This window comes from Pararhizobium capsulatum DSM 1112 (genome assembly GCF_030814475.1).
Classification (GTDB): domain Bacteria; phylum Pseudomonadota; class Alphaproteobacteria; order Rhizobiales; family Rhizobiaceae; genus Pararhizobium; species Pararhizobium capsulatum.
Map to the genome: position 1 here is coordinate 2300543 of NZ_JAUSVF010000001.1, position 21411 is coordinate 2321953.

The 21411-nt window shown below is 58.4% G+C and carries 23 protein-coding genes; 13 read left to right on the top strand and 10 right to left on the bottom strand.

Annotated features, from left to right (window positions below):
- The first annotated feature begins 44 nt into the window (after nt 1–44).
- Both tnpC and QO002_RS11260 read left to right on the top strand, forming a co-directional pair.
- Nucleotides 45–1643 carry an IS66 family transposase gene (gene tnpC / locus QO002_RS11255; protein WP_307225515.1) on the top strand — a complete coding sequence of 533 codons (1599 nt, stop codon included), beginning with the start codon at nt 45–47 and terminating at the stop codon, nt 1641–1643.
- The gene (locus tag QO002_RS11260) at nt 1613–2101 is read left to right on the top strand and encodes a DUF4384 domain-containing protein (RefSeq protein ID WP_307229635.1); all 489 of its coding nucleotides are present in this window, start codon (nt 1613–1615) and stop codon (nt 2099–2101) included. Before tnpC ends, QO002_RS11260 begins: the two co-directional genes overlap by 31 nt.
- A gap of 80 nt (nt 2102–2181) precedes the next feature.
- Here QO002_RS11260 and QO002_RS11265 read toward each other — a convergent pair whose 3' ends face one another.
- The 4 genes from QO002_RS11265 to QO002_RS11280 all read right to left on the bottom strand — a co-directional run bounded on the left by QO002_RS11265 (nt 2182) and on the right by QO002_RS11280 (nt 6442).
- On the bottom strand, nt 2182–2958 hold the full coding sequence (locus tag QO002_RS11265) for an amino acid ABC transporter ATP-binding protein (RefSeq protein WP_307229638.1): 777 nt from the start codon (nt 2956–2958) through the stop codon (nt 2182–2184).
- 12 nt (nt 2959–2970) lie between these two features.
- A complete protein-coding gene (locus QO002_RS11270) occupies nt 2971–4122 on the bottom strand; it encodes an amino acid ABC transporter permease (protein WP_307229639.1) in 1152 nt (383 codons plus the stop codon).
- Between the two features lie 3 nt (nt 4123–4125).
- Nucleotides 4126–5319, bottom strand: coding sequence for an amino acid ABC transporter permease (locus QO002_RS11275; RefSeq protein ID WP_307229641.1), 1194 nt, complete (start codon nt 5317–5319; stop codon nt 4126–4128).
- Between the two features lie 97 nt (nt 5320–5416).
- A complete protein-coding gene (locus QO002_RS11280) occupies nt 5417–6442 on the bottom strand; it encodes an amino acid ABC transporter substrate-binding protein (protein ID WP_307229644.1) in 1026 nt (341 codons plus the stop codon).
- A gap of 339 nt (nt 6443–6781) precedes the next feature.
- Between QO002_RS11280 and QO002_RS11285 the strand changes: the two genes are divergently transcribed.
- The gene (locus tag QO002_RS11285; protein ID WP_307229646.1) at nt 6782–7972 is read left to right on the top strand and encodes a cystathionine beta-lyase; all 1191 of its coding nucleotides are present in this window, start codon (nt 6782–6784) and stop codon (nt 7970–7972) included.
- 6 nt (nt 7973–7978) lie between these two features.
- Here the strand turns inward: QO002_RS11285 and QO002_RS11290 are convergent, their stop codons facing one another.
- Nucleotides 7979–9118 carry an FAD-dependent monooxygenase gene (locus QO002_RS11290; RefSeq protein ID WP_307229649.1) on the bottom strand — a complete coding sequence of 380 codons (1140 nt, stop codon included), beginning with the start codon at nt 9116–9118 and terminating at the stop codon, nt 7979–7981.
- Nucleotides 9119–9157: 39 nt separating this feature from the next.
- Nucleotides 9158–9403 (bottom strand): zinc-finger domain-containing protein, encoded by a 246-nt coding sequence (locus QO002_RS11295; RefSeq protein WP_307229650.1) that lies wholly within the window; start codon nt 9401–9403, stop codon nt 9158–9160.
- A gap of 177 nt (nt 9404–9580) precedes the next feature.
- Here QO002_RS11295 and QO002_RS11300 point away from each other — a divergent pair, with 177 nt between their 5' ends.
- The 8 genes from QO002_RS11300 to QO002_RS11335 all read left to right on the top strand — a co-directional run bounded on the left by QO002_RS11300 (nt 9581) and on the right by QO002_RS11335 (nt 16493).
- On the top strand, nt 9581–10366 hold the full coding sequence (locus tag QO002_RS11300; RefSeq protein WP_307229652.1) for an alpha/beta fold hydrolase: 786 nt from the start codon (nt 9581–9583) through the stop codon (nt 10364–10366).
- A gap of 81 nt (nt 10367–10447) precedes the next feature.
- Nucleotides 10448–11275, top strand: coding sequence for a serine O-acetyltransferase (gene cysE / locus QO002_RS11305; RefSeq protein ID WP_307229653.1), 828 nt, complete (start codon nt 10448–10450; stop codon nt 11273–11275).
- Nucleotides 11276–11414: 139 nt separating this feature from the next.
- The gene (locus QO002_RS11310; protein ID WP_307229655.1) at nt 11415–11618 is read left to right on the top strand and encodes a DUF3126 family protein; all 204 of its coding nucleotides are present in this window, start codon (nt 11415–11417) and stop codon (nt 11616–11618) included.
- Nucleotides 11619–11850: 232 nt separating this feature from the next.
- The gene (locus QO002_RS11315; protein WP_307229657.1) at nt 11851–12201 is read left to right on the top strand and encodes a phasin family protein; all 351 of its coding nucleotides are present in this window, start codon (nt 11851–11853) and stop codon (nt 12199–12201) included.
- A gap of 249 nt (nt 12202–12450) precedes the next feature.
- On the top strand, nt 12451–12804 hold the full coding sequence (gene clpS, locus QO002_RS11320) for an ATP-dependent Clp protease adapter ClpS (protein ID WP_307229659.1): 354 nt from the start codon (nt 12451–12453) through the stop codon (nt 12802–12804).
- 9 nt (nt 12805–12813) lie between these two features.
- Nucleotides 12814–15339, top strand: coding sequence for an ATP-dependent Clp protease ATP-binding subunit ClpA (gene clpA / locus QO002_RS11325; protein ID WP_307229661.1), 2526 nt, complete (start codon nt 12814–12816; stop codon nt 15337–15339).
- A gap of 66 nt (nt 15340–15405) precedes the next feature.
- Nucleotides 15406–16152 carry an AzlC family ABC transporter permease gene (locus QO002_RS11330; RefSeq protein WP_307229663.1) on the top strand — a complete coding sequence of 249 codons (747 nt, stop codon included), beginning with the start codon at nt 15406–15408 and terminating at the stop codon, nt 16150–16152.
- Complete coding sequence (locus tag QO002_RS11335; RefSeq protein WP_307229665.1) at nt 16149–16493, top strand: AzlD domain-containing protein; 345 nt, start codon at nt 16149–16151, stop codon at nt 16491–16493. The genes QO002_RS11330 and QO002_RS11335 overlap by 4 nt, the downstream gene beginning before the upstream one ends.
- 8 nt (nt 16494–16501) lie before the next feature.
- Here QO002_RS11335 and QO002_RS11340 read toward each other — a convergent pair whose 3' ends face one another.
- Genes QO002_RS11340 through QO002_RS11355 form a run of 4 tightly spaced genes read right to left on the bottom strand, consistent with a single transcriptional unit; the run spans nt 16502 to nt 19360 of the window.
- Nucleotides 16502–16933, bottom strand: a complete 432-nt coding sequence (locus QO002_RS11340; protein ID WP_307229667.1) for an HIT family protein — start codon at nt 16931–16933, stop codon at nt 16502–16504.
- Nucleotides 16934–16966: 33 nt separating this feature from the next.
- Nucleotides 16967–18160 (bottom strand): GNAT family N-acetyltransferase, encoded by a 1194-nt coding sequence (locus tag QO002_RS11345; RefSeq protein ID WP_307229669.1) that lies wholly within the window; start codon nt 18158–18160, stop codon nt 16967–16969.
- Nucleotides 18161–18163: 3 nt separating this feature from the next.
- The gene (locus tag QO002_RS11350; RefSeq protein ID WP_307229672.1) at nt 18164–18880 is read right to left on the bottom strand and encodes a glycerophosphodiester phosphodiesterase; all 717 of its coding nucleotides are present in this window, start codon (nt 18878–18880) and stop codon (nt 18164–18166) included.
- 12 nt (nt 18881–18892) lie between these two features.
- Nucleotides 18893–19360 carry a RidA family protein gene (locus tag QO002_RS11355; RefSeq protein WP_307229674.1) on the bottom strand — a complete coding sequence of 156 codons (468 nt, stop codon included), beginning with the start codon at nt 19358–19360 and terminating at the stop codon, nt 18893–18895.
- 155 nt (nt 19361–19515) lie between these two features.
- On the opposite strand from QO002_RS11355, the gene QO002_RS11360 reads away from it, so the two are divergent.
- Both QO002_RS11360 and rpsB read left to right on the top strand, forming a co-directional pair.
- Nucleotides 19516–20343, top strand: coding sequence for a cell envelope integrity EipB family protein (locus QO002_RS11360; RefSeq protein ID WP_307229676.1), 828 nt, complete (start codon nt 19516–19518; stop codon nt 20341–20343).
- Nucleotides 20344–20535: 192 nt separating this feature from the next.
- Nucleotides 20536–21303: a 30S ribosomal protein S2 gene (rpsB, locus tag QO002_RS11365; protein WP_307229679.1), complete on the top strand. Its 768-nt coding sequence runs from the start codon at nt 20536–20538 to the stop codon at nt 21301–21303.
- Nucleotides 21304–21411: the final 108 nt, after the last annotated feature.

Consider the following 21411-nt stretch of genomic DNA (forward strand, 5'->3'; position numbering starts at 1 on the left):
GTAAACGCTAGGAAAAGATCACTATTTGTGATCTACTTCCTGCTATGATGTTCTCTGCTTCGGACCTTCCTGACGACGTTGATGCACTCAAGGCGATGATCGTCGCCATGAGTGCAGAAGGCGCCGCTGCCCGAGCGGAGATCACCCGGCTTGAGGCATTGAAGAAAGACACTGACGAGCGGATCGCCACCCTCACTGCGATTGTGAAAGTTCTACAGCGTGCTCAGAAAGGCACCCGCTCAGAACGGCTTCGGTTGGGAATCGACGATGATCAGATCGACTTTGCGTTCGAGGAGGTCGAAACCGGCTTAGCGACGATCGACAGCGAGCTCGACCAGTTACGGAAAGACAAGCCGAAGCGGGAGGCTCGCCCGCGCAAAGGCTTTGCCGCTCATCTCGAGCGTATCGAGGAGGTCATTGAACCTGAAATCCCTGAAGAGTGCCAAGGGTTGGAAAAGGTTTTGATCGGCGAAGACCGATCCGAGCGGCTCGATGTCATCCCACCGAAGTTTAGGGTTATTGTCACCCGCAGACCTAAATACGCGTTTAGGGGCCGTGACGGCGTGCTGCAGGCTTTGGCACCTGCCCATATCATCGAAGCTGGCCTGCCGAGCGAACGGCTCCTGGCCTACATCGCCGTATCCAAATACGCCGACGGCCTTCCGCTCTACCGTCAGGAAACAATCTACCTGCGCGACAGCGTGGTACTGAGCCGCTCCTTGATGGCTCAATGGATGGGACATCTCGGCTTCGAGCTCAAGATCCTGGCCGATTACATCCTGGAGAGGATTAAAGCAGGTGAAAGGGTCTTTGCCGACGAAACGACATTGCCGACCCTGGTGCCTGGTTCGGGAAAAACAATGACGGCATGGCTGTGGGCCTATGCACGTGATGATCGGCCGTTCGGGGGATCAGGGCCACCAATGGTCGCCTACAGATTTGAAGACAGCAGAGGTGGGCGCTGTGTGGCCCGTCACCTGAGCGGCTTCAACGGCATTCTCCAGGTTGATGGGCACGGCGCCTATACGAGCATGGTCAAAGAGCAGGTCAAGGCCGGCAGCAACGAAACCATCACGTTGGCAGGGTGCTGGGCGCATGTCAGGCGCAAATTCTACGAACTCCATGTGGGGGGTATCAATCACGCCGCGACAGCCTCGGTGAAGGCGATGAGCGAGTTGTGGAAGGTCGAGGACGAGATCCGGGGAAAGGATGCCAACATCCGTGCTGCCGCACGACAAGAGCGGTCTGCGGCCATTGTCGCCAACCTTTTTGACATCTGGGAAAAGGAGCTCGCGAAAGTTTCTGGCAAGTCCAAGACCGCGGAAGCGATCCGCTATGCAATGACCCGCCGACAATCTCTGGAACGCTTTCTCGGTGACGGCCGCATCGAGATTGACTCCAATATCGTCGAGCGCGCAATCCGTCCCCAAACGATCACACGGAAGAATAGTCTATTTGCCGGAAGCGAAGGCGGTGGCAACACATGGGCCACGATCGCCACGCTTTTGCAGACAGCTAAAATGAACAACGTCGATCCGCTCGCCTGGCTGACACAGACCTTAGTTCGCATGGCCAACGGATGGCCCGCGCAGGATATCGACGCTCTGATGCCGTGGAACTTCGAGTCGAGCGTGGTCGGCTAACCGCTTACGATACAGGTGATGTTGCCATCAGTCTTCAACCCGGCCCGGACCTTAAACCCGGAGATGTCTTCACCATCTCCGTCACAAGCAACCATGATGGCCAGCTCGTGCTTCTGGATGTCGACGCCAAGGGAATGGCGACGCAGATTTTCCCGAACACGCTGGCAAAGAAGATCACGTCACTGACTGCCGGGCAGCCGCTCACCCTTCCGGACCCCTATTACGGCTTCGATTTCGAGGCAGAAGGTGAGGGCGAAAACATGCTCGTCGCTCTCGTTGTCGAAGACGATGTCGATCTGACGCCGGTTGTGCCGAAGGAGCAGGGGCTTTCGCACAAGATCGATGCGCGCGAGGCGCTGAGCGACATCGTTGCGCGGTTGAGAAAAGTCTGGACAGGTGATGCTGAAAACCGCGGTACGGCTTGGTACGCGGGCACATTGAAATACCGCATCGATTGATGCGCCTTCCCGCCTCGCCCAAAAAACAGGCCCCGCGGGATGGCGAGGCCTGTAAAGTCGATAAATCTTTCAGATAGAGCTTAATGCAGAATCTGGCTAAGGAACAGCCGGGTGCGCTCGTGCTGGGGATTGTCGAAGAATTCGGCGGGCGAGTTCTGCTCGACGATCTGGCCCTGGTCCATGAAGATCACGCGGTTGGCGACCTGACGGGCAAAGCCCATTTCGTGGGTGACGCAGAGCATGGTCATGCCTTCTTCGGCAAGCGAGACCATGGTGTCGAGCACTTCCTTGACCATTTCAGGATCGAGCGCCGAGGTCGGCTCATCGAACAGCATGATCTTCGGCTTCATGCACAGCGAGCGGGCGATCGCCACCCGCTGCTGCTGGCCGCCGGAGAGCTGGCCCGGATACTTGTGTGCCTGTTCGGGAATCTTGACACGCTTCAGGTAGTGCATCGCCACTTCCTCGGCGTCCTTCTTCGGCATCTTGCGTACCCAGATCGGAGCGAGCGTGCAATTTTCCAGGATCGTCAGGTGAGGAAAGAGGTTGAAGTGCTGGAACACCATACCGACTTCGCGGCGCACTTCGTCGATCTTCTTCAGGTCGTTGGTAAGCTCGATGCCGTCAACGAGGATCTGACCCTTCTGATGTTCTTCCAGCCGGTTGATGCAGCGGATCATCGTCGACTTGCCGGAGCCTGACGGACCGGCAATGACGATACGCTCGCCCTTCATGACCTTGAGATTGATATCCCGAAGAACGTGGAAATCGCCATACCACTTGTTCATGTTGGTGATTTCGACGGCAACATCCGTCGCCGAGACCTGCAGTTTTGGTTTTACGGCTTCGTTTGCCATTGTATTCCCCTTTTATCGTTTGTGGCCCTTGTCGAGCATACGTTCCATGAAACCGGAATAGCGCGACATGCCGAAGCAGAAAAGCCAGAAAATGAACCCGGCAAAAACAAGCCCCGTCAGAGGCGTGACCGGAGAAGCCCAGTTTGCGTCCGAAAAGTTGAGACGGACAATACCGAGAAGGTCGAACATCGAGATGATCGACACGAGGGACGTGTCCTTGAACATGCCGATGAACGTGTTGACGATACCCGGAATGACCAGCTTCAGCGCCTGCGGCAGGATGATCAGGCGCATCTTCTGCCAGTAGCTGAGACCAAGAGAATCGGCACCTTCGGACTGTCCTTTCGGGATCGCCTGCAGGCCGCCACGGATCACCTCTGCCATATAAGCGGCCGCGAAGAGCGACACGCCGATCAAGGCGCGCAAAAACTTGTCGAACGGCGTTCCGGGCGGCATGAACAGCGGCAGCATGACGCTTGCCATGAACAGAACCGTGATCAGAGGAATACCGCGCACGATCTCGATGAAGACCGTGGACAAAAGCTTGATCACCGGCATTTTCGATCGCCTCCCAAGCGCCAGGATGATCCCAAGCGGTAGGGAGACGACGATGCCGACGAAGGACAGGATCAGGGTGACCATCAAGCCGCCCCAGAGCGCCGTTTCGACATGCTCAAGGCCAAAGAAGCCACCGACGAGCAGGAAGAACGATACGAACGGCAGCACGGCAAAGAGCAGGATCGCGTTGAGGTTCTTGTAAGGGGCCTTCGGGATGAGCATCGGGACGAGCAAAGCCACGAAGAGAATGGCGACCAGCATTGGGCGCCAGCGCTCTGCGACCGGGTAGCGGCCAAAGGCAAACTGGTCGAGTTTGGCGCCGACGAAGGCCCAGCAGGCGCCGCTCCAGCCTTCTGGCTGTGTACCGCCCTGGGCGACCGTGGCGCACACCCCACGCCCGCCGCCTGTCCAGGCGGCGTCGATGAAGAGCCAGTTGATCACCGGCGGCAGGAACCAGCCGATGAGAAGCAAGCCGATCAAGGTCAGGATGGTGTCCTTGGGGGTCGCGAAGAGGTTTTTCCGCAGCCAGAAGAATACACCCGATTCATTGATAGGAGGTGTGGATGGGCCGATGATTTCGCCTCGGACGAAGCTGTGTTGTGACATCTCTTAGCGCTCCACCAATGCCATTCTGGCGTTGAACCAGTTCATGAAGACCGACGTGATCAGGCTCAGCGACAGATAGACAACCAGCCAGATGCTCACGATCTCGACAGACTGACCAGTCTGGTTGAGGATGGTGCCTCCCACGGCCACCAGGTCGGCGTAACCGATCGCGATGGCGAGCGAGGAGTTCTTCGTCAGGTTCAGATACTGGCTGGTCAGAGGTGGAATGATGATCCGCATGGCCTGCGGCACGACGACGAGCCGGGTGGCGAGGCCAGAACGGATACCGAGGGCCTCGGCCGCTTCTGTCTGCCCCTTGCTGACGCCGCGGATACCCGCCCGGACGATTTCAGCGATGAAGGCTGCGGTGTAGAACGAGAGCGCGAGGAACAGCGACAGGAACTCCGGTCCCATGACGCTGCCGCCGGTCAGGTTGAATTTTCCGGCAACAGGAACGTCGAAGGAAATTGGCATGCCTGTCAACAGATAGACCAGCAGCGGCAGCCCGATGATCAGGCCGAGATTGGCCCAAAGAACCGGAAAACGCTGGCCGGTTGCCATCTGCCTGCGGTTCGCCGCGCGCGCTACGAAGATCGCGGCGATAATACCGATGACCAGAGCATAGAATATGAACTGGGCGCCATCCGCGAATACCGGCTTCGGGAAGGCCAGTCCGCGGTTGTTGATGAACATGCTGAACGGCAGGACCAGAGATTCACGCGGCTGCGGCAGAACCGCCAGAACGCCGCTGTACCAGAAGAAGATGACGAGCAGGGGCGGAATGTTGCGAAACACTTCCACATAGATCATCGATAGTTTGGCGATCAGCCAGTTATGGGAAAGACGGCCGATACCGACAATGAAGCCGATGATGGTCGCTGTGACAATGCCTGTGATCGCCACCAGCAGCGTGTTGAGGAAGCCGACGTAAAGCGCGCGGCCATAGGTCGAGTCGCTGCTGAACGGAACAAGGGATTGTCCGAGATCAAAGCCTGCACGTCCGTTGAGAAAGCCGTAACCCGAGGCGATGTTTGCGCGCTTCAGGTTCTCGATGGTGTTGGCGCTCACCCAATAGATAAACAAGATCAGGAGCGCCATGGTCAGGATCTGGTAGGCGATACCCCTGACGTTTGGATCGTTCAAAATAGAGCCTGTCGACCGGCTTTTGCCGGACGGATTCATGGCGTCGACTGTCATTCAGAGCCTCATTTCCCCGAGCCGCCCTTTTGGACGATCATTCTTATTGGGAGAGAAAAGCGGCCGAAGCCGCTTTTCAAGTCTTGTCTTGCTGGGATCAGCGAACCGGAGGTGCGTACTGGATGCCGCCCTTGCTCCAAAGAGCATTGAGGCCGCGCTCGATCTTCAGCGGGCTACCAGCGCCGATGTTGCGGTCGAAGACCTCGCCGTAGTTACCGACGGCAGTGATGATCTTTGCAGCCCAGTCGTTTTCGAGGCCGAGATCGGTTCCGATCTTGGTGTCGGCTTCAACACCGAGGAAGCGCTGAACATCCGGGTTCGGAGACTTCTTCATCTCTTCGACGTTGGCCTGGGTAATGCCGAAGTCTTCAGCATTGATCAGGGCGTAGTGAACCCAGCTGACGATATCGAACCACTGGTCGTCGCCCTGGCGAACGGCCGGGCCGAGCGGTTCCTTGGAGATGATTTCCGGCAGGATGACGTGATCATCCGGAGCCGAAAGGGTGAGACGCAGCGAGTACAGGCCCGACTGGTCGGTGGTGTAGACGTCGCAACGACCAGCGTCGTAGGCGGCGTTCACTTCTTCGAGCTTTTCGAAGACGACCGGGTTGTACTGCATGTTGTTGGCTTTGAAGTAGTCGGCGAGGTTAAGCTCGGTCGTGGTGCCGGTCTGTACGCAGACGGCAGCGCCGGACAGTTCAAGGGCCGACTTCACATTCAGGCTCTTGCGAACCATGAAGCCCTGGCCGTCATAGTAGTTGACGGGGCGGAAGTTGAAGCCGAGTGCGGTGTCGCGGTTGATTGTCCAGGTCGTGTTACGGGCCAGGACATCGACTTCTCCGGACTGCAGCGCAGGGAAGCGATCCTTGGCGGAGGTCGGCGTGTACTTGACCTTGGTGGCGTCACCGAAGATGGCGGCTGCGATAGCCTTGCAGTAATCGACGTCGAAGCCGCTCCAGTTACCGGAAGCATCCGGGGAGGCGAAGCCTGCCAGACCGGTGTTGACGCCGCATTGAACGAAACCCTTGGCTTTAACGTCGTCCAGCGTCGAAGCGGACGCACCGTGAGTGCCAATCCCCATAACGGCAGCGCCGATAAGCGCCGTCAGGATTTTTTTTCCCATTTTTTATAACCTTTTTAAGTTGTCGTTCTCCGTCCTGCGCCGTCTGAGCCGAAGAAGACGGCCGCAGCCCCCGCCACCCTCCTGGCGCGAGTACCACATATCACATGCTCAAATGTCCGCAGGGTCAAGACATCGTGCCGATTTTTTGGGCCGGGCGTGTTCAAACCTGCGTTCCGCTTTCGGAACGGGCAGTTTTCTTCGGATCAGTGCAGTGGATGATCAAAAAAGCGACAGGCAGTCGGTCCTGCCTGTAGGGTAAGCGGCCACATGTCGGGGCTTGACCCCGGCAAGCCCGAAGTTGAAAAGTCCTTCAACGACATTCCTCAGACGGATTCTCCCATGAACGATAAGAAGAGTTTTCTGGCCGACGCCGGAACCAACACGCGGCTCGCTCACATCGGTAACGACCCAGCGGATTATCACGGTTTCGTGAACCCTCCGGTGGTTCATGCGTCCACGGTGCTTTTTCCAAATGCCCGGACCATGGAGACACGGAACCAGAAATATACGTACGGCACGCGCGGCACGCCGACCACAGATGCCCTTTGCGAAGCGATTGATGACCTCGAAGGTTCGGCCGGCACAATCCTCGTCCCCTCGGGCCTGGCTGCGGTCACCGTTCCTTTCCTGGCATTCCTGTCCAGCGGCGATCACGCGTTGATTGTCGATTCAGTCTATTTTCCGACCCGCCATTTCTGCGACACGATGCTGAAACGTCTGGGCGTTTCGGTCGATTACTACGATCCGATGATCGGGGCGGGCATCGAGGCGCTGATCAAGCCGAGCACAAAGCTGGTGCATACGGAAGCTCCTGGCTCCAACACTTTTGAAATGCAGGATATCAGCGCAATCAGCGCCGTGGCCCATCGTCATGGCTGCGTCGTGACGATGGACAATACCTGGGCGACGCCTCTCTATTTCAGGCCCTTGGATCATGGCGTGGACATCTCCATCCATGCCTCCACGAAGTATCCGTCAGGCCATTCCGACATTCTTCTTGGCACGGTATCGGCGAATGCAAAGTACTGGGAGCAGCTGAAGGAAGCCAACATTACGCTCGGCATCTGTGGTGCACCCGATGACAGCTACCAGATCTTGCGCGGCCTGCGCACCATGGGTGTCCGGCTGGAGCGCCACCAGGAAAGTGCGCTCAACATTGCACGCTGGCTCGATGAGCGCGAGGACGTCGCCCGTGTTCTGCATCCTGCATTGCCGAGCTTTCCCGGACACGATCTCTGGAAGCGCGATTTCAAGGGCGCAAGCGGCATCTTCTCCTTCGTCCTGAATGTTGATAGCGCCGACCAGTTCAAGACAAAGGCACATGCCTTCCTTGATGCGTTGCGTCTTTTCGGGCTTGGCTACTCCTGGGGCGGATATGAAAGCCTGGCCTTGCAGGTCGGTCTCTCGGACCGACGCATCTGCACGGCGCCCGTCGAAGGTCCAGTGCTGCGGCTGCAGATCGGCCTTGAAGATGTGGCCGATATCCGCAGGGACATCGAGGCAGGCCTTGCAGCTGCAGCTGCCGTCTGAGCCACTTCAGTCCTGAGGCTGATACCCGTAGAGCCAATCGAAATCGGCGGCCAGATTTTCGGGCCGCCGAAGCGAGAGCATGATGTCGCGCCCGAGGCGAAACGGCCCGGCGGCATGGTAGGCAAAGCGATTGAAAGCGCCGCGCGAGCGAACCCGCGCGATGCGGGGGCGGCGATGCTGGCTGAATGCCGCGAGCGCCGCCTGCTGATCCGAAATCTCGGACAGGAAATGCGCGAGTTCAAAGGCATCCTCGATCGCCATCGCAGCGCCCTGTGCTGCAAACGGCATCATCGCATGGGCGGCATCGCCGATCAGTATGGTGTGTCCAGAATGGTGCCAGGAACCCTCGGTCACCTCGTGCAAGGGCCACCTCGTGATTTCGGGTGCGTTGAGAACAAGCCCGCGGAGATCGGGATGCCATCCGGAAAGGGCGTGCGCGAGCTCATCTCGGTCGGTTACATTCGTGGCCCAGTTTTCGTTTTCCGCAGCACCTTTAGAGATCGCCACGAGATTAAACCGCGAAGCTGTCAGCGGATAGGCGACAAGATGGGCGCCACTCCCCAGAAAAGCAGTGACGCGGCGGGCGTCGAGGCTGCCCGGGAGATCTGCCTCCCGTAACGTCATGCGCCAGGCAATATTGCCGGAAAATTTAGATATTCCAGCAGTTTCCAATCTTTTTCTTGTCTTTGACCAGACGCCATCGGCGCCCAAGAGCAGGCGATATCCCTCAGGTGGACGCCCGGCATCGACGGTCTCACCCATTCGAAGTGTGCAGAGGGGTTCGGCTTTGACGGCATCCAGAAGAACGCGCTGGAGATCGCCGCGGTGGAGAACGGCGTAAGGTGCTCCCCAGCGTTCTCTCGCAAAGCGACCACAGGGAACGGTAGCGATCGTGCGCAACGACCTGCCGTCAGCAAGGGACACGCTTTCGGGAAGTCGCCACACGGTTTCCAGTGCCGGCAGAAGACCGAGCTTGTCGAGAATGCGTGTTGCATTGGGGGAGAGCTGAAGTCCCGCCCCGATCTCGCTCAAGGCCTGCGCCTGATCGAATATCGCAACGGTAAAGCCCTTGCGGGCAAGTGACAGCGCTGCTGTCAGGCCGGCAATGCCGGCCCCCGCGATCATGATGGGACCGGTTTCAGCCATGGGGGTGCGACTGTCAGAAGAGGAAGATCGCTATCGCGATCAGGCTGCCTTGTCTGCAAAGGTGCAGCCGTCAGGAACGGTCTGGTTCGCCTTGAGTTGCGGATTGTAGCGATAAAGCGTCGAGCAGTAGGAGCAGACCTTTTCGTTGTCGTCGCCCATGTCGATGTAGATATGCGGGTGGTCGTAAGGAACGGATGCTCCGGTGCACATGAATTCCTTGACGCCGATTTCGATCACCCGGTGACCGCCGTCGTTCTGGAAATGGGGAATACCGTGCCCGGCCATGAGATGCTCCACTTGCAAGTTTTAAAGTTCGTCTGTTGGCGCGCACCATAGAAAGCTTTGACGCAAAAGTGTAGCGGCAAAGATGTCGCTGCCCGCCGTTTTTTCGGGATCAGGGGTTTTCTCCCGGCGGCAGAGGGCATAGGTTCCGGCCGAATTCAGACCTGCCGGATATCTCCCATGGATCTCAACCCGCCACCATTTTCGCCGTTCAGCCATGACGGATTGTCGATTGCCTATTTCGACGAAGGCGACCCGTCGGGCGAACCTGTGCTCCTCATCCACGGTTTTGCCTCGAGTGCCAACGTCAACTGGGTTTTTCCCGGATGGCTGAAGACGCTCGGCGACGCCGGCTATCGTGTTATTGCGTTCGATCATCGCGGCCATGGCGCCAGCAGCAAGCCGCATGATCCCGCGCTTTATCATCCGCAGTCCATGGCGGCGGATGCCGTGGCGCTGCTCGATCACCTTGGCATCGCGACGGCTAATGTCATGGGTTATTCGATGGGCGCGCGTGTTACCGCCTTCATGGCACTTGCCCATCCCCATCGGGTTCGCACGGTGATTTTCGGCGGGCTTGGCATCGGCATGGTCACGGGCGTTGGCGACTGGGATCCAATTGCGGGTGCCCTGCTTGCGCCGTCGCTGGATGATGTAACTCACGAGCGGGGACGAATGTTCAGGGCTTTTGCCGAGCAGACGAAGAGCGACCGCCTGGCACTGGCTGCCTGTATCTCCACCTCACGCGACCTGCTGACGGCCGAGGATATGGGACGTATCGATATTCCCGCGCTCATAGGTGTGGGCACGAAAGATGACATCGCCGGTTCCGCCCAGGAGCTTGCCGACATCATGCCCCATGCGACGGCGATCGATATCCCCGGACGTGACCACATGCTGGCCGTCGGCGACCGGGTTTTCAAGAAAGCCGTATTGGAATTCTTGACCACATTCGGCCACGGCTGACGAAGCGGGCAGCCGCCCATTTCTATTGGCGGAAATTTGCCTTATATCTGAGACGACGACGGACTACGAAGGAGAGCGACGATGGTCGCCAGGACAGATATTCGCCCGACCGAAACCGTGAAGGTCATGGATCCCATTTGGGACAGCCTTCAGGAAGAGGCGCGCGTTGCCGCGATGCAGGATCCGCTGCTGGCGGCATTTCTCTATTCGACCGTGATCAACCAGCGTTCGCTGGAAGATGCCGTGATCTATCGGATCTGCGAACGCCTCGACCATCCGGATCTGCAGGCCAACCTGTTGCGCCAGACCTTCGCGGAGATGCTTGAGGAGTGGCCCGAATGGGGCTCGATCCTGCGCGTCGACATTCAGGCGGTCTATGATCGCGATCCCGCCTGCACGCGGTTCATCGAAGCCGTTCTGTATTTCAAGGGCTTCCATGCCCTGCAGACACATCGGCTCGCCCACTGGCTGCTTGAGCGTGGCCGGCGTGATTTTGCCCTTTACCTGCAAAGCCGTTCGTCTTCCGTATTCCAGACGGATATCAATCCGGCAGCCCGCATTGGCAAGGGCATCTTCCTCGACCACGCGACAGGCCTCGTCGTCGGCGAGACTGCCGTTATCGGAGACAACGTCTCGATCCTCCACGGCGTCACGCTCGGTGGCACTGGCAAGGAAGGCAGCGATCGCCACCCCAAGATCGGCAACGGTGTGCTGATCGGCGCTGGTGCGAAGATTCTCGGAAACATTCATATCGGCCACTGCTCGCGTGTTGCGGCCGGTTCCGTCGTGTTGAAGGCAGTGCCTCCGAAGACCACTGTTGCAGGGGTTCCTGCCCGTGTGGTGGGCGAGGCGGGATGTTCCGAACCTTCGCGTTCCATGGATCAGATTCTGGCCGCCTACGAGATCTGATCTGTCTCGCGTACATTGCGCTTCTGGACGACCGCTTGATCCGGCGGGAATTGACAGGTAGCGGCGCCTTTATGGGTTTACACCGCTTTGGCCAGTGTGCGAGAAACGGCGCAAATCAAAACCGCCATGGAGAAAAGACTTGAAGCCCGAAGAAATCCGCAAGCTGGAAGCTTATTTCAAGCGCACCTTCAACCAGTCGATGGTCATCAAGGCGCGTCCGCGCAAGGATGAATCGGCGGAAGTTTACCTCGGCGACGAGTTCCTGGGAGTCGTCTTCCGGGATGAGGAAGACGGTGAGCTTTCCTACAACTTCTCGATGGCAATACTCGATATCGACCTGTAAGTCGAAGATATCGCCTTGAAGCATTTTTAACCCGGCTTGATGATTTCAAGCCGGGTTTTTTGTAAAAATAATACTTTTCATATTGGTTTTTGAAGAATTTTTGAAAAAATCTTGAAGTTTAAGTCAAGTCGTTGGGTTGTAAGTCTTTTATTGCATTGCACGCATATCTTGACTTTTTTGTGCGGTGCATATAAATTACGAACATCCGCGGGCCGACAATAAGGAGCACCCAATGTTCAATTTCGACGAAGCCAACAAGAAGAGCAAGGAAACGATGGACACCGTGCTGAAAAGCTACGCGTCGGTCTCCAAGGGGTTCCAGGCCATAGCAACAGAAGCCGCCGATTATTCGAAGAAGTCCTTCGAAGAGGGCGTCGCCCATCTCGAAAAAATTACCTCCGTGAAGAGCGTTGAGGCTGCTTTCGAACTGCAGACCAACTATTTCAAATCCGCCTATGAAGCTTACGTCGCTGAAGCCACCAAGCTCGGCGAAATGTATGCCGATCTCGCCAAGGACGCCTACAAGCCTTACGAGGCGCCTGTTGCCAAGGCGACCGCTGCCGTCAAGGCTGCCGCTGCCTGATCGACGTTTCAGTTATTAGTGCATATATGACCGGTCGTGGTTTCCACGGCCGGTTTTTTGTTGTTCATCGGTGTGCTCCCACAACGCTCAAGCATGAGAAAAGTAGTCAATCTTCGTGATGACGACGCAATTGTGATTGCAGTGCAGAAGAACAGCCTTAAAATCCGAAAAAGAACCACTAGATTATGTGTCACGTAGGGTCGCGGACCAACTCGCCCTCGCGCGATACGACCAAGGGAATGAAGACGCATGAAAGTGATGCCGGTCCGGATGCAAAAAGAGGGTGACGGGGACGCCGGGAATGGCAACCGTGGTACCTCTGTTATCACCCGGACAAAGCCAAAGACCAAGAAGCCCAGCCTTTATCGAGTCCTGCTTCTGAACGACGACTACACGCCCATGGAGTTCGTGATCCATATTCTGGAGCGTTTTTTCCAGAAGGATCGCGAAGCGGCGACCCTGATTATGCTGCATGTTCACAATCACGGCGTGGGCGAGTGCGGTGTCTTTACCTATGAGGTCGCCGAAACCAAAGTGACGCAAGTGATGGATTTTGCCCGACAGCATCAGCATCCCCTGCAATGCGTCATGGAAAAGAAATGAGGAACGAACGTGCCAACATTTTCGACCAGCCTTGAAAAGGCGCTGCACCAGGCTCTGACACTGGCCAACGAGCGTCATCACGAATACGCGACGCTGGAGCATCTGCTCCTGGCGCTGATCGATGATTCGGATGCGGCGGCGGTTATGGGGGCCTGCAACGTCAACCTCGACAGCCTTCGCAAGACGGTGTCTGATTATGTCGATAACGAACTCGGCAACCTGGTGACGGGCTATGACGAAGATTCCAAACCGACAGCCGGCTTCCAGCGCGTCATCCAGCGCGCTGTCATCCATGTACAATCGTCCGGCCGGGAAGAGGTGACGGGTGCTAACGTACTCGTTGCGATCTTCGCCGAGCGCGAAAGCCACGCTGCATATTTCCTGCAGGAGCAGGAGATGACCCGTTACGATGCGGTCAACTTCATCTCGCACGGCATCGGCAAGCGGCCGGGAGCCTCGGAAACACGCACGCCGCGTGGTGCCGATGAGCCCGAATCGGAGCAGAAGGCTCCGCGCGGGGATCCGGAGGAGAGCGGCGCCAAGAAGCAGCAGGACGCCCTGACCGCCTATTGCGTCAATCTCAACGAGAAGGCCAAGGTCGGCAAGATCGATCCGTTGATCGGCCGCCACGCCGAGGTCAACCGCACGATCCAGATCTTGTGCCGTCGCTCTAAGAACAACCCGCTCTATGTAGGTGATCCCGGCGTCGGCAAGACGGCAATAGCCGAAGGTCTGGCCAAGCGCATTGTCGAAAAGAAAGTGCCGGAAGCGTTGCAGGATGCGACCATCTTCTCGCTCGACATGGGTACACTGCTCGCCGGCACCCGCTATCGCGGTGACTTCGAAGAGCGCCTGAAGCAGGTCGTCAAGGAACTGGAAGATTATCCGGGCGCGGTGCTGTTCATCGATGAAATCCACACCGTCATCGGAGCGGGCGCAACCTCGGGCGGCGCCATGGATGCGTCGAACCTGTTGAAGCCGGCTCTGTCCTCCGGGGCGATCCGCTGCATTGGCTCGACCACCTACAAGGAATATCGCCAGTTCTTTGAAAAGGACCGGGCGCTTGTCCGTCGCTTCCAGAAGATCGATGTCAACGAGCCAACGATCGACGATGCCATCGAGATCATGAAGGGTTTGAAGCCCTACTTCGAAGACTATCACAAGTTGAGATACTCCAACGAGGCGATCAAGTCGGCCGTCGAGCTTTCTGCCCGCTACATCAACGATCGCAAGCTGCCGGACAAGGCGATCGACGTGATCGACGAGACCGGTGCGGCCCAGATGTTGCTGCCCGTCGGCAAGCGCCGCAAGCTGATCACCGAGAAGGAGATCGAAGCGACGATCGCCACCATGGCCCGCATTCCGGCAAAGACCGTTTCCAAGGATGACGAGACCGTTCTCGCCAACCTGGAGCAGGAACTGCGCTCGGTGGTCTATGGTCAGGATCTGGCGATCGAGGCTCTGTCGTCGGCCATCAAGCTGGCGCGGGCGGGCCTGCGCGAACCGAACAAGCCGATCGGCTCCTACGTCTTCTCTGGTCCGACGGGTGTCGGTAAGACCGAAGTCGCCAAGCAGCTTGCTTCCTCGCTCGGTGTCGAGCTGCTGCGGTTCGACATGTCGGAATACATGGAGCGCCACACCGTCTCGCGACTGCTCGGGGCACCTCCCGGCTATGTCGGTTTCGATCAGGGTGGCCTGCTGACCGATGGCATTGACCAGCATCCGCATTCCGTGCTGCTGCTTGACGAAATCGAAAAGGCCCATCCGGACCTGTTCAACATCCTCTTGCAGGTCATGGACCATGGCTCGCTGACGGACCACAACGGCAAGAAGATCGACTTCCGCAACGTCATTCTGATCATGACGACCAATGCTGGCGCTTCGGAAATGGCCAAGGCTGCGTTCGGCTTCGGTTCCTCCAAGCGCGAAGGCGACGATGTGGAGGCGCTGAACCGTCTGTTCACGCCGGAGTTCCGCAACCGTCTCGATGCGGTGATCCCGTTCGGTTCGCTGCCGACACCGGTCATCCATCAGGTCGTGCAGAAGTTCGTCATGCAGCTGGAAACCCAGCTTGCAGAGCGCAACGTTACTTTTGACCTGCATCCGGATGCGATCGCCTGGCTGGCCGAAAAGGGTTACGACGAGAAGATGGGCGCACGGCCGCTGTCGCGCGTCATTCAGGAAAACATCAAGAAACCGCTCGCCGACGAAATCCTCTTCGGCAAGCTGAAGAAGGGTGGCGTTGTCACGGTTTCCGTCGGGACCAAGTCCGACGGCACCAAGGGCATCCTGCTTGATGCGGTTCCTGAAACGGCGCGCATCAAGCCGAAGGCCGAGATCGTGACGCCGGTCAAGAAGTCGAAGGCTGCCAAGCCAAAGGACGTTGAAACCGTCGGTGCGGAAAGCGATGTAAAGCCGAAGCCCAAGAAGGCTGCAGCGGCCAAGGCACCCGCAAAGGCCGAAACGCCGGCAGCCCCCGCTGCCGAAGCGCCCCGCAAGGGTCGCACGGTTCCGAAAGTGCCGCGCAAGAAATAAGCGCTGGCGAACGAGCGAGTGGTGCCGGGTTAACAGCCCGGCATCGTTTTATGAGCAGGGCGGTTTATGGATCAGGAGAATAGCGCTTCCCACGCACATTGGTTCCTTGTGGGTATGCGCGGTATCGTTAGCCTTCCGGCGATCATCCTGATGCTCTCATTCATCGGCTTTTGTGCGCTGACCGTGCAAGCCGGCATTCCCGTCGAGCAGGTGGTCTTCATGACCGGTATGGTCTGGGCCTTGCCGGCAAAGGTCATTCTCGTTGGCTCGATCATGGCCGGCGCCAACCTGCTGACGGCCTTTGTCGCAGTAACGCTGTCTTCCGTCCGCCTCATGCCCATGGTGGCCGCCCTTGTGCCGGAAATCCGGGGCCGACAAACGCCAACCTGGTTGCTTCTCTTTCTTTCCCATTTCGTGGCAATCACTGCCTGGGTCTATGCGATCGAGAAGGTTGCCGATGTTCCTCGCGAGCGTCGAGTCGCCTTTTTTGCCGGCTTCGGCATTACGCTTGTACTTGCCAACATGCTGCTCGTAGCCGTGGCCTACCGCTATGTCGCAACATTCCCGCCGATCGTTGCCGGCTGCCTGTTCTTCCTGACGCCGGTCTATTTTCTTGCCTCGATCTGGAATTCTGCGCGCCATCGCGTGGTTCATATCGCGCTGATCCTTGGCCTCGTTGCCGGACCGTTTTTCTATTGGCTCTTTCCCGAGTTCGACATCCTGCTGGCAGGGCTGATCGGCGGAACGGTCGCTTGGGCGGGGGAGAGAGCGTGGCGGCTGAGACGGGTGGCGAACGAGGAGGGGGGCCGATGACGTCGCTCGAAGGCTGGTGGGCCTATGCTTTCATCGCGATAGCTGGTTGGCTTGCAACCGATATCTGGCGCTGGCTTGGCGTCGTCGCGGGAAACCGGTTGCGAGAAGATTCAGAGGTGCTGAACTGGGTGCGCGCCGTGGCGACCGCACTTGTTGCCGCTGTCGTTGCCAAGCTTATTCTTTATCCCACGGGTGTCCTCGAAACATCGCCGCTTTGGTTGCGGCTCGGCTCGATCATCGTGGGCGCGGCGGCCTTCTTTGCAGCGGGCCAGAAGCCGGCCGTGGGGATCGCGACAGCCATTCTGGCCCTGGCGGCCGGCCTCTACTGGCTGGGCTTCTGAAGAGTCGTTTACTGGCCGAGAGCAGCCTTGAGCTTCTCGGCATTGGCGGCAAGAACGCCACCATCTTCCATCGTTCCGGAATGGGGCTTCATAGCGATTCCGTCCTTGCGCGGAACGATATGGAAATGCAGGTGGAAGACAGATTGGCCAGCCGGCGCCTCGTTGAACTGCATGATCGTCACGCCATCGGCATCGAAGGCTTTCTTGGCCGCAACCGCAACCTTCTGTACGACGGGAATGAGGGTCGCGAGCGTTGCGGGATCTGCGTCAAGGATGTTGCGCGACGCAGTCTTCGGAATAACCAGCGTATGACCCTCGGCCTGGGGCATCACATCCATAAAGGCGAAGACGTTATCGTCTTCATAGACGCGGTGCGAAGGGATTTCTCCGCGCAGAATTTTTGCAAAGATGTTGTTATCGTCGTAGCCAGAACCGCTCATGGTTCTCTTCCTTCCCTGATGTGATGTCTTTTATCAATCGTCGTGCTGCTGGCGCTCACCCTTGCGGAAGGGGCCGTGCTCTTCCAGCATCTCGCCGATCTCTTCGATTTCATGCCGCTCCCGCGCGAGATAATCGGCAACCGCGCGCCGCAGGCCCGGATGAGCAATGTAATGCGCGGAATGGGTGGTGACCGGCATATAACCGCGCGCAAGCTTGTGTTCGCCCTGGGCGCCGGCCTCGACGCGGGCAAGTCCCTTGGCAATCGCAAAGTCTATGGCCTGGTGATAGCAGACTTCGAAATGCAGGAAGGGGTGATCCTCGATCGCCCCCCAATGCCGGCCATAAAGCGCATCGCTGCCGATGAAGTTGATTGCTCCGGCAATGTATCGACCATCGCGCTTGGCCATGACGAGCAGGATGTCGTCGGCCATGCGCTCGCCGATCAACGAGTAGAACTTGCGCGTCAGATAGGGCCTGCCCCACTTGCGGCTTCCGGTGTCCATGTAGAAGGCGAAGAACTGGTCCCATATCCGCTCGGTCAGATCGCTGCCCGTCAGCCAGTCGATGGTGATGCCATGTTCCAGCGCCGCCCGACGCTCCTTCTTCAGCGCCTTGCGTTTGCGCGAGGCGAGGGTGTCGAGGAAATCGTCATGGCAGCCGTAACCGGCATTGGTGAAGTGGAACTGCTGATCCGTGCGGTGAAGGAAGCCAGCACCTTCGAGAATGGGAAGTTCTTCGGTCGGCAGGAAGGTGACATGGGCGGAGGAGGCGCCATGGCGGCGGGTCAGCTCCGTGAGGCCGGCGGCCAGAGCAGCACGCGTGTCGTCCACATTTTCGCCGGGGCGCACCAGAAGTCGCGGCCCTGTTGCCGGTGTGAAGGGAACTGAACTTTGGAGCTTGGGATAGTAATGTCCGCCAGCGCGAGCGAAGGCATCGGCCCAACCGTGGTCGAATACATATTCGCCCTGGCTGTGGTTTTTGAGGTAGCAGATAAGGCCGCCGGCAATGCGGCCTTTTCCGTCTTCGATCAGCAGATGTTGTCCGAGCCAGCCTGTCTCGGCCGTCGCAGAGCCCGATTCTTCAAGCGACGACAGATAGGCATGCGAGACAAACGGATTGTACATGCTCCCCGGCTGGCCCTTTGCCGCGCCGGAAAGTGTATCCCACTGGTCCCTGGCGATATCGCAGAAGGACGTTTCAACTCGGATTTTTATCTCGCCGGTCATTCTTTAAGCGGCAGATCCTTCCTTGGGGTCGAAGCCCTCGAACGTCATCTGGTCGGCATGGGCGAAGGTGGCTTCACCGTTGCGGACGGTCCAGGTGATCACCGGGCGCCCCAGCGTGCGCTGCGTCGTGATGAACGAATTTGGCAGATGCCCATAGAAATAGGAAATGAAATCAAGCCCGAGCTGCATCGCTTCTTCGTGAACGAAGAAAGTATCGGGGTTCGAGCCTTCCGCCGTCAGGCCGATCGGGCGGGGTGGATCGAGTGCCTTGAGGTCCTTCAGTAGCCAGTGATCGAAGCTCATCAGCGCGACCGGGCCTTTGTAGTCTTCCAGTGTATCGACCACGGCGTCGGCAAAGCCGTCGTCGTCACCCTTGCGTCCCTTGAGTTCGACGATGATCGGCACGCGACCCTTCACCTGCCGCAGCAATTGGCCAAGTGAGGGAACCTTGTCGGCGGTGCCACCGACGGCCATCAGCGCCAGTTCGCCTGCCGTCTTGGCGCGTACGTCGCCCTTGATGCCGCAGAGCCTTTCCATGTCATCGTCATGAAAGATGACGGGGACGCTGTCGGCCGAATACTGCACGTCGCATTCGATCGCATAGCCATTCTCGACCGCACGGGAAAAGGCAGAAAGCGTGTTTTCCCAAATCTTGTGGTTCATGTCATGATAGCCGCGATGTGCGATCGGCTGCGCGGTCAGCCAGGAGATATCTTTCATATTGGCGATCCGTCAGACGATTTCGATCACGGCGTCGATTTCGACGGCCGCATTGAAGGGAAGGGCGGCCATGCCGACCGCGGCACGCGCGTGTTTGCCGGCATCGCCGAGGATGTCCGCGATCAGGTTGGAGGCTCCGTTGATGACGAGGTGCTGCTCGACGAAGGTCGGCACTGACGCGACGAAGCCGTTGAGCTTGACGATCCGCTTGATACGGCCGAGGTCGCCGCCCAGCGCGGCACTGGCCTGCGACAGGATGTTGATGGCGCACAGCCGCGCGGCGCGCTGGCCGGTCGGGATATCGACGCCGTCGCCAAGATGACCGGTGACGGCCACCTTGCCGTTTTCCATCGGGAGCTGGCCGGAAATATAAAGATGCGAGCCGCTGATGACATACGGTACATAGTTTGCGGCGGGTGCTGCGGCCTGCGGCAGCGTGATTCCCAGATCTTTCAGGCGGGATTCGATGGTTACGGACATGGATGGCTCCCGGAGAATGTTGTGTTTTCCTAGCAAATGCGGCATGCACAGCCGAGATTTACGAAGTGGTCATGTAAGCTTCGTGATCAGATGTGCCTCGCTTCCGATGTTGGTGTTCTTATAACATCACAGGCGAGTCCAACAGGAGGAAACGGATGTTTCGTGCAGGCATAGTCTATCCCGTCATGGCATGGGCATGTATCTCGGGTGTGACGGCCTCCGGCGCCTATGCTGCGCCGGGCAGCGGGCTCGTGCCGCATCGCGCGGTGTATGATCTTGAGCTGAAAGACTCCTCCGAACGTTCCGGCATATCGGGCATGTATGGCCGCATGGTCTACGAGTTCAACGGTTCGGCTTGCGAAGGCTATACCGTCAGCTTTCGATTCGTGACCAAGGTCGACACCGGCGAAGAGGTCAAGCTCACCGATCAGCAGACCACCACCTACGAAGACGTGAAGGGCGGCAATTTTCGCTTCCTGACCCGCTCCTTCACCGACGAAAAGCTCGATAAGGAAGTGCGCGGATCAGCGCATGACGACAAGGAAGGCGTTGTGGTCGACTTGACCGAGCCGGAGAAGCGTCAGGTCGATCTCGCCCGGAGCCTGTTTCCCACTGAGCATATGCTGGAAGTGATCGATCGAGCAAAGAAGGGTGAGACGCTGTTCGAATCGCGTATCTTTGACGGCTCTGATTCCGGCGACAAGACGTTGATCACTACGACCTTGGTGGGCAAGCAACGTAAGCCGCTCGCCGATGATCCCGATGCCGGCAAGGCGGGCGAAATGGCTGACAAGGCCTATTGGCCCGTGACCATCTCTTATTTCAACGACGATAACGCGGGCGATGCGTTGCCGATCTACCGCATGGAGTTCAAGCTCTATGAAAATGGCATCACCCGGGACCTGACGATGGACTATGGTGACTTCGTGCTGAGCGGCAAGCTTGCCGATCTCGAACTCTTCCAGCCCGGCGACTGCAAGTAACGGAGGGGTGTGTCCCTGCGGCTTTTATCGGTTCAGGGGTTGATTTATCGGGTGGTCCGCTGTATGGGCAGCCCATTCCACACGCAGGGTTTGGGATCTTCCGGGAGAAATCCGGACGGTTCCGCCGGTGGCATCCTTCACTTGAAGATGCTGTTTGCCCTGCGGAGGTTAACCGGAAAAGGAGAAAAAGGCATGGCATTGCCTGATTTTAGCATGCGTCAGCTTCTGGAAGCTGGCGTTCACTTCGGCCACCAGACCCATCGCTGGAACCCGAAGATGAAGCCGTACATCTTCGGCGAACGTTCCAACGTCCACATCATCGACCTCGCACAGACCGTACCTTTGCTGTCGCGCGCGCTTCAGACCGTCAGCGACACCGTTGCCAAGGGCGGCCGCGTTCTGTTCGTCGGCACCAAGCGCCAGGCTTCGGAAATCATCGCTGACGCTGCCAAGCGTTCGGCCCAGTACTACGTCAATGCCCGCTGGCTCGGCGGCATGATGACCAACTGGAAGACGATTTCCAACTCGATCCAGCGCCTGCGCAAGCTCGACGAGATCCTTGCTTCGGACGCTTCGGGCTTCACCAAGAAGGAACGCCTGAACCTCGAGCGCGAACGCGAAAAGCTGAACCGCGCTCTCGGCGGTATCCGCGACATGGGCGGCGTTCCGGACCTGATGTTCATCATCGACACCAACAAGGAATCGATCGCCATCCAGGAAGCCAAGCGTCTTGGCATTCCGGTTGTCGCCATCATCGATTCGAACTGCGATCCGGACCAGATCGACTTCCCGATCCCCGGCAACGACGACGCTTCGCGTGCGATCTCGCTCTATTGCGACCTGATCTCCCGCGCTGCTCTCGACGGCATCGCTCGCCAGCAGAGCTCTTCGGGCCGTGACCTCGGCGCTTCCGCCGACTTCCAGGCCGAGCAGGCCCTGGAAGACACAGCCGAAGCCTGATCGCATAAAGGCGGGCGGATCGACCGGCCGCTTCTCAGGATAAAATCAGGGCAGGGCCGTTTACGATCTAAGAAGTGAACGGCCTTGTTCTTTTGCCCGGACGGGATG